Genomic DNA, 17706 nt, shown 5'->3' with positions numbered 1-17706 from the left:
CGAAAAACGAAATTAAGCAATTATGGGTCAATTCAAGCCTTTTCACCTTGCATTTCCTATCAGGGACATCGAGGAAACACGTCAGTTTTATGGAGATTTATTGGGTTGTGATATCGGGAGAAGTACCGACAAATGGATAGATTTCAATTTCTTTGGTCATCAGCTTTCTGCCCATATCAAGCCTGAGGAGCTTTCAATGGCCAAAGCCAATGAAGTAGATGGAAAAAATGTGCCTGTCAGACATTTTGGGGTAATCCTACCTTGGGAAGAATGGCATTCATTGGCAGATAAGCTGCGTGACTACGGGATCGAATTTGTGATTGAACCTTATATCAGGTTCAAAGGAGAGGTAGGCGAGCAGGCCACCATGTTCTTTTTGGATCCCTGTGGCAATGCTTTGGAGTTCAAATCCTTTCAGGACGAAAGTCAGATATTTGCGAAATAGCCTATCCGTCACTCTGAACAAAGTGAAGAGTCTCAAAGATTAAAGAGATTCTTCACCTCCGCAAGCTTCGGTTCAGAATGACGGAGTTTTTAGAGAATTTAAAGGACTTTTTCTACATAAATGACTCCCTCAGGTATTTGCCTGTGTAATTTCCTTCTGTTTCCATCAAGGATTCCGGGGTTCCCTCAAAAGTTACATATCCCCCTTTTTCTCCACCCTCAGGTCCCAAATCGATGACCCAGTCGGCTGCTTTGATCACTTCGGTATTGTGCTCAATGATAATAACCGAGTGACCTTGGTCTATCAGGGCATTGATCGAATGGAGGAGCTTTCGGATGTCGTGAAAATGCAATCCGGTCGTTGGTTCATCAAAAATAAACAGGACATGGTCTCCGGGTTTGGTGCCTCCTTTTCCAAGGAAAGAAGCGAGTTTGACCCTTTGGGCTTCACCTCCGGAAAGTGTATTGGAAGATTGTCCCATTCCTATATATCCCAATCCAACTTCCTGCAGGGGTTGGAGTTTGTTGATGATTTGGGATTTTCCTTTGAAAAATTCCATAGCCTCATCGATGGTCATGTCCAACACATCGGCGATATCTTTGTCATGGTATTTGATATCGAGGATTTCATTTTTAAAGCGTTTTCCTTTGCAGGATTCGCATGTCAGATGAATGTCCGCCATAAACTGCATCTCAACGGTCACAGTTCCTTCGCCCTGACAAGCCTCGCATCGTCCGCCATCCACATTGAAGGAAAAGAATGCCGGTTTGTATCCTCTTTGCTTGGCCAAAGTCTGGTCGGAATACAAAGTTCTGATCGCATCGTAGGCTTTTACATAAGTGACCGGATTGGATCTAGAGGATTTGCCTATGGGATTTTGGTCGACAAATTCAATCTGTGTAATCTTTTTATAACTGCCATCCAATTTGTCAAACTTGCCTGTTTCATCGATGACGGTTCCCAATGTTTTTCCGAGAGCAGGATATAAAACCTTTTTGATCAAGGTGGATTTACCTGATCCGCTGACACCCGTGACGCAGGTCAGGGTGTTCAATGGGAATTTGACAGTCAGGTTTTTGAGGTTGTTTTCTCTTGCACCTTTTACGATAATCGTATCCCTGAACTTTCGGTTCTGGGCCTTATTTTGGATTTTTTCTTCGCCTTTCAAATAGCGGGCGGTATAGGTATTTCCCTTGATCATCAGCTCGGTCAGGTCTCCCTGAAAAACCAACTCCCCACCCAAAACACCTGCATCCGGTCCGATATCGATGATTTGATCCGCTGCCTTCATGACTTTCTCCTCGTGCTCCACCACGATCACAGTATTTCCCATATCCCTCAGGGCTTTCAACACCTCAATCAACCTATCCGTGTCCCTAGGATGAAGGCCGATACTCGGTTCGTCAAGGATATACATCGAGCCAACCAATGCCGAACCCAATGATGTTGCCAATTTGATTCTTTGGTATTCCCCACCTGAAAGTGAGGAAGTGAGACGGTTTAATGTCAGATACCCCAACCCTACTTTGTCGATGTATTCTAACCTGTTGATGATTTCTTTGAGCAATCTGTTGGCAACTTTATGTTCAGCCTCCGTCAACTCAATATTTTTGAAAAAATCAAAGGCCTTCTCGATCGGGAGCAACACAATATCGGTGATGGACTTTCCATTGATTTTGACAAAAGAAGCATCTTTTCTCAGTCTTGTCCCTCTACAATCCGGACAGGTGGTTTTGCCCCTGAACCTGGAAAGCATGACGCGGTATTGGATTTTATGTGTTTTGGTTTCCAAATCTGCAAAAAAGTCATTGAGACCTTGGAAGTAGGAATTCCCTGTCCAAATGAGTTCTTTTTGCGCTTCATCCAAATCTTCATAGGCTCGGTGGATGGGAAAATCAAAGTAGATTCCTTTTTTTACCAAGGGTTCCAGCCATTTGCCTGAACTCTCACCTCTCCAAGGAGCGATTGCCCCTTCATAGACAGAAAGACTTTTGTCAGGGATGATCAGATCCGGATCAAGTCCGAGGACAGACCCAAAGCCTTCACATCTTTTGCATGCTCCATAGGGATTGTTGAAGCTAAAAAAATTGACTGATGGAAGCTCAAAACTCATTCCATCCAATTCAAAACGATCGGTGAACGTTTTCTTTTCCTTTCCGGGTAAGGTTACGGTACATTCCCCATGGCCTTCATAAAAAGCCGTCTGCACCGAATCTGCGATCCTAAATTGATTGTCCTCGTCTTCCTTTTGGATGGAAACCCTGTCTATCAGAATTTCATAAGTGCCTTTGGGAACATTTTTTTCGGCAACCATATCCTCTACAAAGAATGCATCTCCATTCACCAATACCCGGGAGAAGCCTTTTTGTAGGAGCAATTCCAACTCCTTCAGCATCGTTCTTCCATTCATCAGCTGTAGCGGGCAAGAGATCATTACTTTTTCTCCATCTTCAAATCTGTTGATGAAATCCACCACATCAGTTACTGTTTGGTGTTTGACTTCTTCGCCGCTGACAGGGGAGATTGTCTTTCCTATTCTACTGAATAATAGCTTGAGGTAATCGTAGATTTCAGTGGTCGTACCTACTGTAGACCGGGGATTTTTAGTACTTGCTTTCTGTTGGATGGCGATGGCCGGGGAGACACCTTTGATGTATTCCACATCCGGTTTTTCCATTCTGCCGAGAAACTGACGGGCATACGAGCTCAGACTTTCGACATACATTCTTTGGCCTTCGGCAAAGAGTGTGTCAAATGCCAGGGAGGATTTTCCCGAACCGGAAAGTCCGGTGATTACCACAAGTTTATTTCTCGGAATGGCGACGCTCAGGCTTTTGAGGTTATTTACCTTAGCGTTTTTGATGATGATGAATTCCTTGGGATCAAGGTTTTCTATGGAAGGAGATTGAAATTCGGTGCTTACACTCATAAATGCAAAGTTACCCAAACAACAGCTCAAAAGGTAATTTGTTGGAAAGTTTAGACCTCAATCTGCCAAAGTATATAGGCATAGACAAAATACCTCAGGATTCTAAAAAGGCTGTTGAGGAGGTATTTTGTCTTGTCAAGTCCACCTGCACCAGCAAGCAATGCTACAGCGGAAAATGGTATCGGTGTGACGGACGCTACGATCACGAGATAGCCGCCATATTGGTCAAACATTTTGTGGTATTTCTTCAGGTATTTGTTATCTCCATTTAGCCAGGAGACTTTCCCTTTGAGGAACTTTCCAATCGTAAAATTCAGAAATCCAGCCGCATAAGAGATCAGTGAAAGTGTGCCTATACTTAGAAAATAGGGCCCTAAATACCCGGTTTCCATCGACCATAGCATAAAAATCTCAGGAGGGATGATACCGAATATTATCTCCGATCCGACAAAGACTGCCAATACCAACATGGGATTATTGTATATCGAACCAAACCAAAGCATTCGATCCTCCTCTGTTGTCCCCTTTCTCAGAAGATAAAAAATCAGAACCAATACTGCCAAAAAGAAAAAGCCTTTCAGGATGTTCTTTACTAGAAAATCGGTTTTTTCATTTGAAAATCTTATCCACTTCATAATTTCTAGTTTTCACAACCCAATAAAGGTAGAAATGAAATCCAATGATTTCCCCTTTTTGCTGAACTCGTTTCTTCAATTTTGGCTTAATTTGAAAAAAATTGTCAACCAACAATATCATGAAAATAGAGAAAAACAAAGTTGTGAGCATCAGCTATGAGCTGCATGTCGACGACGGGGAAAACGGGAAGGAACATTTTGAAAGTGTCAAGAAAGAGCAGGCCTTTCATTTTCTTTTTGGCACAGGTCACGTACTTCCGGCTTTGGAAGCTGTTTTTGAAGGAAAAGAAGCCGGAGATAAGTTTGAGGTTTTTATAGATTTCGAACATGGATATGGTGATTATGATGAAAGCAAAAAAGTGATCGTCCCAAAAGCTAACTTTAAGGAAGACGGCAAAAAAGCCAAGAGTTCACTCCGTGTCGGCCAAGTAGTCCCGATGCAAGATGACCAAGGCAATCAGCTGAGAGGAGAAATCACCAAAATTGATTATAAAGGAGTCCATATGGATTTCAATTCACCGTTGGCGGGATTGGATCTCTACTTTGAAGGAGAAATAGTAACCGTCAGGGATGCTTCACCAGAGGAGATCGACCATGGTCATGTGCATGGCGAAGGTGGACATCAACATTGAGTTTCATATGAGATGAAGTCAAGATAAACCTGTAGTCAGTTGTCTTAATTGTGAGTTTTTATTATGGATATATTGAGGGGTCATCATTTTAGCTTAAAAAATTCCTTGGTTACCAATGTCTTTTTATTTACTATTTAATTCATTTGAAGAAGATTTTGCGCGTTTTTCAAATCGATTTAATACAAAATCATGTTATGATGGAGTATTTAATTTGTTTAAAAACGTACTTATGAATCCGAATATTCAAAGAATTTTAAATGAAATAACCCCATACAGAGAGGTTTTATTGCAGCATCCTATTTATGGAAATATAAAAAACCTGAATGAATTTCGGGTTTTTATGGAGAATCATGTATTTGCCGTATGGGATTTCATGACCCTTTTGAAGGCTTTACAAATGAAACTTACCGGGTCATCGCTCCCTTGGATACCTGCATCAGATCCTTTGATTGCAAGATTGATCAATGACATTGTCCTTGCAGAAGAAAGTGATGAGGATGGCAAAGGTGGCTATTGCAGCCATTTTGAGTTATACCTCCGGTCCATGAAAGAAGCAGGAGCAAATACTGAGAAAATTACCGACCTAATATCCATGCTAAGAGAGGGACAAGAGCTGGAGAAAGTTGTCGGGAAACTTGACTTGCCTGAGCACATTCTTCATTTTTTGGAAGTAAATTACAGGGTAGTGAAAATGGGTAAAGCCCATGAAATAGCCGCTTCCTTTACCTTGGGAAGAGAGGAATTGATACCGGACATGTTCCGCAGGTTGGTCAATGACCTTATCAGTACAAAACCCTCTGAACTTTCTACTTTGAAATATTATTTTGACAGGCACATTCATCTTGATGAAGACCACCACGGGCCTCTTGCGCTTAGGATGCTCGAACAACTCTGCGGAAATGATGCTCAAAAATGGAATGAGGCAGAACAGGCGGCAAAGGAAGCTCTTGAGGCGAGGAAAGTCCTTTGGGATGGAATAAATAAGGAAATATTAGAGCTTTCAGTCCAAAAAATAGCTTCCAATTGATATAAACTCCCCTACAAAATTTGATTTTGTAGGGGATAAATCAAAATGGCAATTTTCCCAAATCCACATTTCCTCCCGAAAGGATAATCCCTACTTTTTGACCCTTGAACCTTTGTTTGTTTTTCAGTAATGCCGCCAAGGGAACAGCACAGCTTGGCTCAATGATGATTTTATCTATTTTTTTAAAGTTCCATTATAAAATCAGGAAGTAATCAGGATAAAAAATACTAGATTAAAGGTTGAAAAAAAAATTTAAAATGCCTGAAATTTCAAGATTCTATGGGATAGTTATCAGAATGTATTTCCAGGACCATAATCCTCCCCACTTTCATGCCGAATACCAAGGCATGAATGCAGAATACGATATAAAAACATTGGATGTTATTGCAGGAAATTTACCAAAAAGAGCCCATGCCTTGGTGTTGGAATGGGCATCACAACATAAAGAAGAATTATTGAACAATTGGGAAAAAGCAACCGTTCCTGTTAAATTAGATAGTATCGAACCATTAAATTAACACAATTATGGACCGAGTTAGAGATTTAAAAGTCCTTCAAAATTACAGAATTTGGATTAAGTTCGATGATGGAGAAGAAAAAACCATAAATTTTCGACCCTTTCTAACTAAAGGATTTTCGACCGAATTGTTGGATTATGATAAATTTTCCGGCGTCTTCATTGAACAAGGCGGAGGATTGGCTTGGGAAAATGGATATGACTTTTGCCCCAATTACCTTAAGCAATTGCAGTCTGAGGAAGAGCCCATTTCAAAATAAATAAGTCTAACCAACTCTTCGTATTTCAAAAAGGCAATTTTCCCAAATCCACATTTCCTCCCGAAAGGATAATCCCTACTTTTTGACCCTTGAACCTTTCTTTGTTTTTCAGTAATGCCGCCAAGGGAACAGCACAACTTGGCTCAATGATGATTTTCATCCTTTCATAGACAAGGCGCATCGCCTCGATGATTTCTGCTTCACTGACCGTAATGATGTCGTCGACATATTCCATGATGATCTCAAAATTGATCTTTCCAAGGGAAGTGAGTAGGCCATCGGCAATGGTTTTGGGACCGATCATCGGAATCAGTTCTTTTGCTTTGAATGAGCGGGAAGCATCATCGGCACCTTCAGGTTCTCCGGCGATGACGCTTGTTTTTGGGGAAATATACTTTGAAGTCAGCGCGGTTCCGCTGAGCAATCCCCCGCCGCCTACCGGTGCCATCACTGTATCAAAAGGAATCCCTTCTTCCCACATTTCTAGTGCACATGTCGCTTGTCCTTCTATCACATCCAAATAGTCATAAGGAGGTATAAAAACCGCTCCTGTTCTTGTCACTACTTCCTTCAGGGTGGTTTCTCTTGCAATCAATGTGGGTTCGCATTCTATGATTTCTCCACCATAACCTGCTACAGCTTTTTTCTTGATCTCGGGCGCATTGGAAGGCATGACAATGTAGGACTTGATCCCTGCCACAGACGCAGCCCTTGCCAAAGCTGCGGCATGATTACCGCTGGAGTGGGTGGCAACGCCATTTACCTTTTGCTCCTCAGTCAGTTTCATTACTGCATTGGCCGCACCGCGGGCTTTGAAAGCGCCTACTTTTTGGAAGTTCTCACATTTGAAATAAATCTCACAACCTGCGATTTGGTTGATGGCTTCAGATGTCAGGATAGGTGTACGGTGGATAAATGGCTGGATTCTTTGATGCGCAGCCATGATATCATCTATGGTGGGAAATACAGTAATGTCATTCATGGAAATAAAGATAAGCGAAGGTCTTAAAACTGACAAAATTTTTATCTTGCAGCAAAATGAAAGCCATGCCTTCTTTAGAAAACTTACTTTTGGATGTTGCTATTTCTCCAGTAATGGGAAAATGGTTGGATGCTTCCAATTCCATCAAAATGGACTTTTCTCCAACTAATCTAGACTTACCAAGTGTCGATATTTCCAATACAGAAACTTTTAACCGCTATGTTTTTGGATTGCTGGAAAAGGCCGGGAAAAGGTTTGGCCATGGTGGATATTTCGAACATCGTGTCATTTACAGCAGAAGTGCTGTTTTCGCAACGCAAGAATCAGATTTCCGGGATATCCACATGGGCGTGGATATCTGGGCGGAGGCAGGAACCCCGGTATTTGCGCCTTTGGATGCTGTGGTACATAGTTTTCAGGACAATGCCGGATTTGGTAATTATGGCCCGACCATCATTTTACAGCATGAAATTAAAGGGACAGTATTTTTCAGTTTATATGGTCACTTGGCCAAAACAGATTTGGTACATCTAAAAATTGGTCAAGCGATTTCCAAAGGAGAAGAATTTTGTCATCTGGGTCCTTATCCCGAAAACGGCGATTGGCCCCCGCACTTGCATTTTCAATTGATGTGGGATTTGTTAGGAAATTGGGGTGATTTTCCGGGAGTATGTTCACACCGGGATATTGACAAATTCAAAACAATCTGTCCTGATCCTGCGATCCTAATTGGTCATTGATTTGCCAAAGTGATGAGGCGGATCCCTTCTAAGGTAAGGTTGCGGTCGATAACCTCAAATGAACCTTCTAAGGTAGGAATAATGGAAGAGAGTCCTCCTGTGGCAATGATGTGACAGGAATAGCCCAATTCATTTTGAATGGTTTCCAACATTCCTTTTACAAGACCTGAATAGCCATAAAGGACTCCTGCCTGAATGGAATGGATGGTGTTTTTACCCAAAGCGGATTGGGGTAGTTTTAATTCCACTTCGGGTAATTTCGAGGTATTGGCAAACAAGGATTTAATTGCTGTTTTCAATCCCGGAACAATATTTACGCCGAGCACCTTACCATCATTTCCAACTGCCGTAAAAGTCAATGCAGTCCCAAAATCAACAATAATGGTCGCTGACTTGAATTTTTCATAAGCCGCTGTCACGTTACACATCAGGTCGGTACCGATTTCATTTGGACGCGAGGTGCTGACCGCTAGTTTTTGGTAGCTTTTTCCATGAATGAGATAACATTTTTTTTCAAGGTATTCTTGGCAGAATTGTTGTAAAATGGGGTTGATCTCAGGCACAACAGATGAAATCCCAATGGCCGTGATTTTATCAGTTTTGATACCGTTTTCTAAAAAAAACAGGTGGATTTCTCGTTCAATATGAAGTACGGTAAGTTCTTTCAGGGTATTGATCCGGAACTCATGGATCCATTTTTTTAAATCTTCATCAAAAAAACCAAAGGTAATGTTGGTATTGCCGGCATCTATCGCTAAAAACATGCTTCTATTAGGGTTAGGTATTCCAGTTCATATGTGGCAACTTACCAAAGCGCCATATATCCAAATATATAAATTGATTTTTTGCCTTTGTGTTTTTTGGTAATTTTCCATCATGTATACCATCAGAGAAGGAAAAATAGAAGACCTGCCAAGGGTTTTGGAACTGGTCAAAGAACTTGCGCTTTACGAAAAAGCACCTGAGCAAGTAACCAATACATTGGAAATGATGCAAGAAGACGGATTTGGACCAAATCCAATATATGGACTTTTTGTTGCAGAAAAGAATTCCACAGGTGAAATCATTGGCATTTCTATATTTTATTACCGCTACAGTACCTGGAAAGGAAAGCGGCTTTACTTGGAAGATATCGTGGTCACAGAGACCGAAAGAGGTCATGGTGCAGGCAAATTGCTATTTGACCGTACGATGCTGAAATGCATCGAAGCCAATTGTACCGGCATGATGTGGCAGGTTTTGGATTGGAATACCCCTGCGATCAACTTTTACCAGAAATATGGTGCAGAACTTGACAGCGGATGGATCAACTGTAACTTACAATCAGAAGATATTAAGAAAATTCTGTAAATTTATTGTAAATGCAATATAATTTTATTGCAAATAAGAAAATCTTATTATCTTTGAAGAGGATATCAATGGATCAGCTATGACCATCAGTTACACTTATACACTCTCAGGTTATCGGGATACATCCGATGTGCCTGATTTATTTGCTTCCCAATACTTTTTCAAAGCTCCGAGTGATAGGGTAGCCGAGCCGAGTGCTTATTTGGAGGTCTCGATGTCTTTTGCAGATACCAAGCCATTATTTGACTATTTGGGTTACAGTCAGCATGATGTGTCAGAGCTAATGGAAGTGGATCCAAGTACACTATCCCGTTGGAAAAAAGAAGACAAGACATTGACCCGAATGCTTACCAAAAGTATCATGGACATGGATAAGATCGTATTTAAGGGAGTCCGGATTTTTGGATCTGAGGCGTTGTTTTCTGAATGGCTCCACACTTCCAATGTTTCTTTAGGGGACAAAATTCCTGCTGATTTGATGCGGGATCCTTATGGTTTGGAATTGGTAGAGGAGGCTTTAGAAGCTTTGTCTTGGGGTAATTTTATGTAATCTCCATTTTGAAATACTACCGACTTATAGAAAATCTGCCCGGAAGAAGCCCCTTGGGCTTTGGATTGGGGGCAGGTAGATGGAATCCTTATGGCACGCCTTTGATTTATGCCTGCAACCAAATTTCCCTTAACTTTTTGGAATTGCTCAGCATCAAAGGTCCGACTGTAAGCCGAGCCTCATGGTCTTTGGTTACCATGGATATCTCAGGGGAAATCCCCTATTTAGAACCTTCCGACTGGCCTTCAGATTGGAGAAGGCGTCCACATCCGGTCAGCACACAGCAATTGGGAAATTTTTGGGCGAGGCAGGTGGCCTCTGTAGCATTACAGATACCTTCTGGAAGAATTCCTGCAAGTTCTTTTCCCAATGAACATAACCTTCTGATCAATCCTTTGCATCCTGATTTTACACAAACCGTCAAATTGGTATCTCAGGAAACCGTAAATTTTGAAATCAATTATTAGAATTTAATCCTTATGAACATAGACCTAAGTAACCATCGAATCCTTGTTACAGGAGCTTCCCGTGGTATAGGCGCTGCCATTGCCTCCCAACTTTCAAAATCAGGAGCTGAGGTTTTGCTTCATTTCAACAAGAATATCACTGAAGCAAAAAAACTTCAAGATTCTTTACCAAACCCTTCCCACCTTGTACCCTGTGACTTATCTGAACTAGAATCTGTCAAAGGGTGGATTCCCAAACTTATCAAAACTTATGGGAAAATCGATGCTGTGGTGAACAATGCCGGAATTGCCATCGGAATTCCCGACGATGCTTCTACCACAGAATGGATGGACGTCTGGCATAAGACCATGGATGTCAATATCCACGCTTTGGCCATTATCAGCAAAGAGTTTATCGAGCATGCCCGTCAAAATAAAAACGGCAGAATCGTAAACATTTCATCCCGTGCGGCATTTAGAGGAGATACTCCTGATTACCTAGCTTACGCCGCTTCCAAGGCTGCAATCGTGAGTTATACCAGATCGATTGCCAGGTATTATGGAAAAGAGGGCATCAAAGCCTTCCTCATCGCTCCGGGATTTACAAGGACTGACATGGCACAGGATTTTATGGACCAATACGGGGAAGAATATGCATTAAATGATATTGCGCTCAACCAACTTACTGAACCAAAGGATATTGCCCCGATGGTGACTTTATTATGTTCAGGTCTTGCGGACCATGCCACAGGGTGTACGATTGATATCAATGCCGGTTCTTATGTACATTAAAGGATATATGGTAGATATAGATGGAAATAAATTGATATAATATTAGAATCCATCGCGTTATTCAGGGCGATCAAATGCCTGAATTTGAGACACCATTTTCTCTATACTTCAAAAAAAATTCTATTGGCAAAAAATAGCAAAGATACCCTTTCTCCAGAACTGATTCGATTATTGAAAATCTTCGGAATGGGGTCTTTGGTTTTTGTTTTGGTCATGTCCTTTTTCAATGAGAAAAGAGCCAACAACTCAGGCAAAGAGCCGAGTCCAATGAGAATGACCGATGCAGAAAGGATATATTTCAAGAATGTACGGTCGGCTTATTATGATATCGAAATCAGGAGAGATGCAAAAATGACTGTATACCGACATGGAAAGCGGTCAAAAGATCCAAACGGGCCAACGCTAACATTTTCAATCATTATCAATCAACTCAGCGATGAAGCTTACATTTTTTTGGAGCCCAATTTTGAAGAACTTCCAATTCATTTGAAATGGTCAATTCCTGAAAAAAATCAGGAAGGGGAAATTACCTTTGAGGGAGGCGATAAATTTGCCCATTTTGAATTTGCACAGAAGATTACTCCTTTACTTCTTGACGACGCCATTTTTGAAATTTTGGAAAAAGAGAGCTGGATTCCTTTATGGGAGGATGAAAAGGAGAGAAACGCGGTGATGGTAACCATCGAAGATTATCAGAAGTTGATCAATTTTTCCAGCAAGGACTAAAGTCCTTAAAAACATTGAAATGACATTTTTGCTGAGGGAAAAACCAGTCATTAGTATTTTTTGCCAAAAATAACTTTCAATCATCTTAATAGATGCCAATATTTTGGTCCAAATCAAGAATATAAAAAGTCTCTTTTGGCTAAATTTATTGACTGGTTAAAAGGCTATAAATTTTTATTTTAACGATGCCCCAGAAGTTAAAACGTTCTTTTCCTCAAATCCCCCAAGCCATGAAATTATCATTCAAATTATTCCTGACATGTTTTACTATCGCTCTTTTGCTTTTTGAATCCTTGCTAGCATCTGGCCAAAAATTGATGGCAGTGTCGGAAGAACTTCATCAAAACGGTGAAAAATTTGATGTAGTTACCAAGGGAGGAGGTAGAATAGTAAAATATCATTTCAATTCTTATCGCGTAACAAGCGCCAAAGGAGGATGGATTAAAGGTAAATCCAGTTCGGGTCTGTTCAGCGCTTACGAAACCGCCTCTTCAGAAAAGAAATTATCCTTTGAATTTGTTTCTGACAATGGAGATACTGCTATTGTCTATTTAAACAGAAATATGAATTATGAGGGGATCAATAAATCAGGGCTCACTTTTTATGGTAAAAACTCCACTCTGACCATTGGGGGGTATCAAGAAATTTTGGAAAATTCGGACAACTTGTTTGGAATCATCGAAACAAACGTGGCAGATTCTACTTGGAATTTTGCAGTGAGTGAGAAATTTGGAAGCCGGCATGGAGGCCAAACCGCACTTGTAGGTTGGCTGACGGATGGACAAAGGAAAATTGATATCTATCCTGTTTATCATTATCAGAATCCTGGAAAAAAGAGTGCTATCGATTTGATGGTGGGGTCGCAAATATGGCTAAAAGGTTTTGAATTCATTGAAAACAGGAGTCCTGTCGGCGCAGTCCAAGTTGGCCCCTTTAAGTTTGTGGCTTGGTTTTCCAAAAAAAATGACCCTACAACGAATTTTGTCATAGGGTCAAGTTTTGCGGCATTAATGCACGAATATCAATTAAATATCCACGGGGAAACTGTTGATTAAAACCTCACTTTTACCCCTGCAAGAAAATTGGTGCCGGCTTGGGGATAGAAGAAATTTTCAGTAACCAATTCCCTTCCTGTTGTTCCTTCAAGTGGCAGGAAATAGCTGAATGTATAGCCGTTTGGTTCATACATCCGGTTAAAGATATTGTTCACCAAAAGCGTAAATTCAAGGTTTTTGACAAATCTCGGTCTCAAAGAATAATTGAACCTGAGGTCATTGGTCATGAAGGAATTAAGCATTCTGCTTTCATTTTGGGTATTATCCAAAAATTGATTCCCCACATATTTGTTTAGCAGACTTATTTCAAAGTTTTTGAAAGGCCTGAAATCTATGATGGCTCCACTGATGATATTGGGAGAAAAAGCAATGTCTGTATTGGTGTGGACAATCACTTCCTGTCTGAAATCCTCCACAGAATAATCGTCGATATATTTTGTGAATTCCTGAATTTTATTTCTACTCAAAGTCAGGTTGCCGGCGATAGTCCACTTTGGCGATAATCTGTAGGCAGCATCCAACTCAATTCCTGTGCGGAAAGAATTGGCTACATTTTCACGGATATAGGCACCGACATCATTGAGTTGCCCAGTCAATACCAATTGGTCTTTGTATCTCATGTAAAAGAAATTGGCATTATAGCTCAGGTTTCCTTTTTGGGTACGGATACCGGCTTCTATGTTTTGGAGGTTTTCAGGTTTGGGAGCTCTATCCACCTGACTGTCAGTAAAGTCATTTCTTACAGGTTCGCGGTTGGCAACAGCATAGGAGGCATACCAGGTTTCACCGTTTCCGGTTTCATAGGACAAGCCTAATTTGGGATTGAAAAACCTGAACTGATAGTTTCCCTCAATATCCCTCCTGTCATCATTGACGCCGACAAAAGAGTAATCTATTCCCCGGAATTGCATGTCTGCAAAAAGAAACAGGCCCTTCGAAGCTTCCAAGGTAGCTTTTGCATAGAGGTTGACATCGTCTTTGACAGCGGTATTGTCATAGTACCTGTCTCGAATCTGCGTGGGTCCTGCAGTTCCCATCCATATGATCTCACCGAAATGGTCTCCGTCATACCGGTTGGCACCACCTCCGAAAATCACATTCCATTTATCATCATCGGTGACATAATTGAAGGAAAAGACTCCACCAAAGAAGTCATTGTCCAACCACCTTCTTCGGATGATATCTGTTCTAGTGATCGTTTCGCCTCCAATCACAATTGGATCCAATCCATAGCGGGACAAGCGGTCATTTTCTCTAAATTGCTCATAATAGCCTCTGCCATAAGTATAGTGGAGTCCGGCATTTGCTTTCCAATTGCTCCCCAAATTACCTGTGTAAATCAGCTGGTAATGATCCTGTTGATAGTTGTCAGTTTGGTTGTCATAGGTGTAGGGATTGAAAGTCCGGTTGGTCTGGAGCAGGGATTCTGGAACACCCTCCCAAGATTGGTAGGTTTGCTCTTTGCCTGAAATGATGTTCAGCTTGACAACATGGTTTTCTCCATAATATCCGCCTGAAAGAAAGTAGGATTTCAAATCAGAAAACGCCCTGTCGATAAACCCGTCAGAACTTATCTGAGACAGCCTTGCATCAAATCCCCATCGGTTATTGATCAAACCACTTCCGACTTTGACCATATGCCTCCGGGTATTGAATGAACCGAAGGAATTGTCAACTTCCCCGTAAGCTTCTTTCTCATGGCTGTCTGTTTGGATATTCATACTTGCTCCAAAAGTAGCCGCTCCGTTGGTGGATGTTCCGACACCGCGTTGGATCTGGATATTCTCTACAGACGAGGCAAAATCCGGTTTGTTGACCCAAAATACACCATGGGATTCGGCGTCATTCAAAGGGATCCCGTTGATGGTGACGTTGATCCTGGTCTGGTCTGAGCCTCTGATCCTCAATCCGGTATACCCTACTCCAGCTCCTGCATCCGAAAAGCTGACTACCGAAGGAGTGAAGTTTAGCAAAACAGGAATATCCTGACCCAAATTGAGTTTTGCTATATCGCTTCTATCCACCATTTTGAAAGTGGTGGGGGTCCTATCTGATGCACGGGTTGCATACACGATAAACTCCTCAGTGAGCAAGCTACTTGGTGAAAGGACTACCTGGAGTTCTGTAGGATTTGGTAGTTGGATTTCCTGTGAAAATGATTCAAAACCTAGGTAGGAAATTCTCAGCGTATATTTTCCATCAGGAATATTCCTGATTTCAAAATTTCCGTTGAGGTCGGAATTGGATCCTCTTCCTGTTCCCAAGAGGACCACATTGGCCCCCAATAATCCTTCTCCTGAAGTGCTTTTGACTACACCGCGGAGGCTTGACTGCGCGTAAGCAGAAAAGGATACCAGCCAAATGGCCAGCATAAAAACTGATTTTTTCATGGTTAATTTAATACATATTGCCTGAGCAACATTTGGTTAAACATCAGAAAACCAGGGGAGATTTTCTGTTTTGTGTTTACCCTTTTACCCAAATCAAAAAATTGACATAGTGTATTGCATGCATGGTTGGAAAGGAATTAACCTTTTCCGGACTTTGGTCCCCTATAGTCAATAAATTAATTTGAGTTACTCATTTCCCTTCGCCGGCACTACCCGGATCAGGTATTGTGGGTATGATCTCAGCCCGATTTGTTAAGGCACCCCTAATGATCTTTACGCAAATGTAATCGGAAATGTATCAGATGCAAAAAAAAAGCCGGAAGGAATCTTTTGGGTTTTTGCTTCCTTACCATTTCCTGAAATGAAAAAAGCCATGGATTTAGTCCATGGCCTGATTTCTTTTTTTCAAAAGGAAAGCTTTAAATTTTTAATAGCTATTTCCAAGATGTTTCAAATGATTCACATGGGAGGCGAAAGCCAATCTCATTTTTGGATGCTCGAGGTAAGGTATATTGTATTCCCGGCAAGTTTCCTTGATGATTTTACTGATGGCAGGATAGTGTACGTGTGAGATGTTTGGGAACAGGTGGTGTTCCACCTGAAAATTCAATCCACCAACAAACCAAGAAAGGATTTTGTTATCCGTAGCAAAGTTGGCCGTGGTCCTCAACTGATGGACAGCCCACTCATCTTCAAGTTTATTTGCTTCGGTCGGCAATGGAAATTCAGTTTCTTCCAATGAATGCGCCAATTGGAATACAACACTCAGGAAAACACCTGTAGAAACGCCAAACACAAGGAATCCAACCAACCAAGGCATGAAGCCCACTGTGTATATAGGCAAGGCAACAAATAGCAAAAGATTTGTCACCTTGAAACCCCAAAATGAAACATGGTCATTGAATGTCATCTTTTGAATGGGAACTGAACCAACTCTTTTCTGAACATATTTTTTATAATCCGTGACAAACACCCAATACAGGTATAACAACCCATACACAAATAGGAAATATTTGTGCTGGTATTTATGGATTTTAAAGTGCTTTTGAGTTGGGTTCAATCTCAGGAAGGGTCTTGCATTCATATCGTCATCATGGTCCGCCACATTGGTGAAAGAGTGGTGGGCAACGTTATGTTTGGTTTTCCACATGAAAACATTGGCTCCAAGAAAATTGATGGTAACTCCTGCAAGATCATTTACCCATGACTTTTGGCTGAAGCTTCCATGTGCGCCATCATGCATTACATTGAAGCCAATTGCTGAAGCCAAACCTCCAAGCAAGATTGCTTCGAGAAGTGCAATGGCCCAAAATGGGGTAAAGAAAACAAGATGGACATAAACTGCTACAAACAATACCACAAACAAAATGGCTTTGAAGTAGAGTGAACCGTTTCCGGTTGGTTCTAAATTTTTTTCTGTAAAGTAATTTTTGATTCGGGACTTCAGATCAGTATGAAAAGAAGTCGCTGTACTAAATCGGGGAGGACGCATATTGATTTTTTGTATGTATTGTATTTAATTTTTTGACGAAGTGGGTGGCAGTCTGCAAGTTAATTGCAAATGTAGCTTAATTTAAGAAAGCATTTTTATTTTCAATGACGAATGGTGATAGGAAATTGAATTTTTACATGTTTTAAAAGGCAACTCCCAATTGCAAAGCAAATTCGAGAGAACCGGGGTCATCATTGCCAAATCTGACCGGCATCGGAACTGTCACAAACCAACTGCTAAACTGGCCTGTTTTGATGGTTTTGCTGATTACGGGTGTAAAGCCATACCTTCCTGAAGATTCAAACGACAATAAGGCATTGAAGTTCCATCCTTTTGGATAATGAAACTGAACACCGGGATTGAAAACCAGATTTGCCATTCTGCTTGATCCCTCGCTGAACTGGATCAAAGGAACCAATTCAAAGATAAATCCGGCTTTATTGTTTTTTCCCATCAGTACAAATCCCGACGGAAATCCTATCACGTAGCCATCACTAAAATTATTGGTGGTCTCCCCGCCACTGAATTTGACCAAGGGATTGAGCACACTGAAATATCCTGTCAATCTGGATGGTTCTGTAGGATTGGGTTTATCCTGTGAAAAAACTTCGGTGGAAAAAACAAAAAACAAAACGGTAATTAACAAAGCAATTTTTTTCATGGCGGATGGGTTTAGGGTTAATTCAAAAATCAGGAAATTCCTTACAAGGCTTATTCTATCAATGGCCTCAAAACTAT

At 41.1% G+C, this 17706-nt stretch carries 19 protein-coding genes, 1 pseudogene and 1 riboswitch; of the genes and pseudogenes, 12 read left to right on the top strand and 8 right to left on the bottom strand.

Annotation, left to right across the window (positions count from 1 at the left end):
* Positions 1-22: 22 nt before the first annotated feature.
* Entirely contained in the window at positions 23-445 is a 423-nt protein-coding gene (locus MMU05_RS15395) for a VOC family protein (protein ID WP_241142569.1), read from the top strand.
* Positions 446-557: 112 nt separating this feature from the next.
* Here the strand turns inward: MMU05_RS15395 and uvrA are convergent, their stop codons facing one another.
* Both uvrA and MMU05_RS15385 read right to left on the bottom strand, forming a co-directional pair.
* On the bottom strand, positions 558-3374 hold the full coding sequence (gene uvrA, locus MMU05_RS15390) for an excinuclease ABC subunit UvrA (protein WP_241142568.1): 2817 nt from the start codon (positions 3372-3374) through the stop codon (positions 558-560).
* Between the two features lie 50 nt (positions 3375-3424).
* Positions 3425-4009, bottom strand: coding sequence for a YqaA family protein (locus MMU05_RS15385; RefSeq protein WP_241142567.1), 585 nt, complete (start codon positions 4007-4009; stop codon positions 3425-3427).
* Positions 4010-4128: 119 nt separating this feature from the next.
* Here MMU05_RS15385 and MMU05_RS15380 point away from each other — a divergent pair, with 119 nt between their 5' ends.
* Together MMU05_RS15380 and MMU05_RS15375 are read left to right on the top strand one after the other, a co-directional pair.
* Positions 4129-4641, top strand: coding sequence for an FKBP-type peptidyl-prolyl cis-trans isomerase (locus MMU05_RS15380; RefSeq protein WP_241142566.1), 513 nt, complete (start codon positions 4129-4131; stop codon positions 4639-4641).
* A gap of 229 nt (positions 4642-4870) precedes the next feature.
* Entirely contained in the window at positions 4871-5668 is a 798-nt protein-coding gene (locus MMU05_RS15375; RefSeq protein ID WP_241142565.1) for a DUF3050 domain-containing protein, read from the top strand.
* 40 nt (positions 5669-5708) lie between these two features.
* On the opposite strand, the pseudogene MMU05_RS23160 reads toward MMU05_RS15375, so the two are convergent.
* A pseudogene (locus MMU05_RS23160) lies at positions 5709-5840 on the bottom strand (threonine/serine dehydratase); the annotation flags it as partial.
* A gap of 85 nt (positions 5841-5925) precedes the next feature.
* On the opposite strand from MMU05_RS23160, the gene MMU05_RS15370 reads away from it, so the two are divergent.
* Positions 5926-6186 (top strand): DUF4160 domain-containing protein, encoded by a 261-nt coding sequence (locus MMU05_RS15370; RefSeq protein ID WP_241142564.1) that lies wholly within the window; start codon positions 5926-5928, stop codon positions 6184-6186.
* Between the two features lie 7 nt (positions 6187-6193).
* A complete protein-coding gene (locus MMU05_RS15365; RefSeq protein WP_241142563.1) occupies positions 6194-6445 on the top strand; it encodes a DUF2442 domain-containing protein in 252 nt (83 codons plus the stop codon).
* 25 nt (positions 6446-6470) lie between these two features.
* Here the strand turns inward: MMU05_RS15365 and MMU05_RS15360 are convergent, their stop codons facing one another.
* On the bottom strand, positions 6471-7427 hold the full coding sequence (locus tag MMU05_RS15360; protein WP_241142615.1) for a threonine ammonia-lyase: 957 nt from the start codon (positions 7425-7427) through the stop codon (positions 6471-6473).
* 65 nt (positions 7428-7492) lie between these two features.
* Between MMU05_RS15360 and MMU05_RS15355 the strand changes: the two genes are divergently transcribed.
* Positions 7493-8167 (top strand): peptidoglycan DD-metalloendopeptidase family protein, encoded by a 675-nt coding sequence (locus MMU05_RS15355; protein ID WP_241142562.1) that lies wholly within the window; start codon positions 7493-7495, stop codon positions 8165-8167.
* Here MMU05_RS15355 and MMU05_RS15350 read toward each other — a convergent pair.
* Complete coding sequence (locus tag MMU05_RS15350; RefSeq protein WP_241142561.1) at positions 8161-8931, bottom strand: type III pantothenate kinase; 771 nt, start codon at positions 8929-8931, stop codon at positions 8161-8163. The two genes, MMU05_RS15355 and MMU05_RS15350, sit on opposite strands and share 7 nt — an antisense overlap.
* 112 nt (positions 8932-9043) lie before the next feature.
* Between MMU05_RS15350 and MMU05_RS15345 the strand changes: the two genes are divergently transcribed.
* From MMU05_RS15345 to MMU05_RS15320, 6 genes are all read left to right on the top strand, one after another.
* Positions 9044-9517, top strand: coding sequence for a GNAT family N-acetyltransferase (locus tag MMU05_RS15345; RefSeq protein ID WP_241125420.1), 474 nt, complete (start codon positions 9044-9046; stop codon positions 9515-9517).
* Between the two features lie 79 nt (positions 9518-9596).
* Positions 9597-10067, top strand: coding sequence for an antitoxin Xre/MbcA/ParS toxin-binding domain-containing protein (locus MMU05_RS15340; RefSeq protein ID WP_241142560.1), 471 nt, complete (start codon positions 9597-9599; stop codon positions 10065-10067).
* Positions 10068-10075: 8 nt separating this feature from the next.
* Positions 10076-10534, top strand: a complete 459-nt coding sequence (locus MMU05_RS15335) for an RES family NAD+ phosphorylase (protein ID WP_241142559.1) — start codon at positions 10076-10078, stop codon at positions 10532-10534.
* Positions 10535-10546: 12 nt separating this feature from the next.
* Positions 10547-11305, top strand: a complete 759-nt coding sequence (locus MMU05_RS15330) for an SDR family NAD(P)-dependent oxidoreductase (RefSeq protein ID WP_241142558.1) — start codon at positions 10547-10549, stop codon at positions 11303-11305.
* Between the two features lie 123 nt (positions 11306-11428).
* Positions 11429-12031, top strand: a complete 603-nt coding sequence (locus tag MMU05_RS15325; protein WP_241142557.1) for a hypothetical protein — start codon at positions 11429-11431, stop codon at positions 12029-12031.
* A 230-nt stretch (positions 12032-12261) separates the two neighbouring features.
* Positions 12262-13086: a hypothetical protein gene (locus MMU05_RS15320; RefSeq protein ID WP_241142556.1), complete on the top strand. Its 825-nt coding sequence runs from the start codon at positions 12262-12264 to the stop codon at positions 13084-13086.
* Here the strand turns inward: MMU05_RS15320 and MMU05_RS15315 are convergent.
* From MMU05_RS15315 to MMU05_RS15305, 3 genes are all read right to left on the bottom strand, one after another.
* On the bottom strand, positions 13083-15476 hold the full coding sequence (locus MMU05_RS15315) for a TonB-dependent receptor (RefSeq protein WP_241142555.1): 2394 nt from the start codon (positions 15474-15476) through the stop codon (positions 13083-13085). The genes MMU05_RS15320 and MMU05_RS15315 overlap by 4 nt on opposite strands.
* A 178-nt stretch (positions 15477-15654) precedes the next feature.
* Positions 15655-15751, bottom strand: a riboswitch (TPP riboswitch).
* A 152-nt stretch (positions 15752-15903) separates the two neighbouring features.
* Positions 15904-16968: a fatty acid desaturase family protein gene (locus MMU05_RS15310; protein ID WP_241142554.1), complete on the bottom strand. Its 1065-nt coding sequence runs from the start codon at positions 16966-16968 to the stop codon at positions 15904-15906.
* A gap of 142 nt (positions 16969-17110) precedes the next feature.
* Positions 17111-17629 (bottom strand): hypothetical protein, encoded by a 519-nt coding sequence (locus MMU05_RS15305; RefSeq protein ID WP_241142553.1) that lies wholly within the window; start codon positions 17627-17629, stop codon positions 17111-17113.
* Positions 17630-17706 lie beyond the last annotated feature (77 nt).

Source organism: Cognataquiflexum rubidum (genome assembly GCF_022538115.1).
Taxonomy (GTDB): Bacteria; Bacteroidota; Bacteroidia; order Cytophagales; family Cyclobacteriaceae; genus Cognataquiflexum; species Cognataquiflexum rubidum.
Note: the sequence above shows the minus strand (reverse complement) of the source record. Positions and strands in the feature narration are given on the sequence as shown.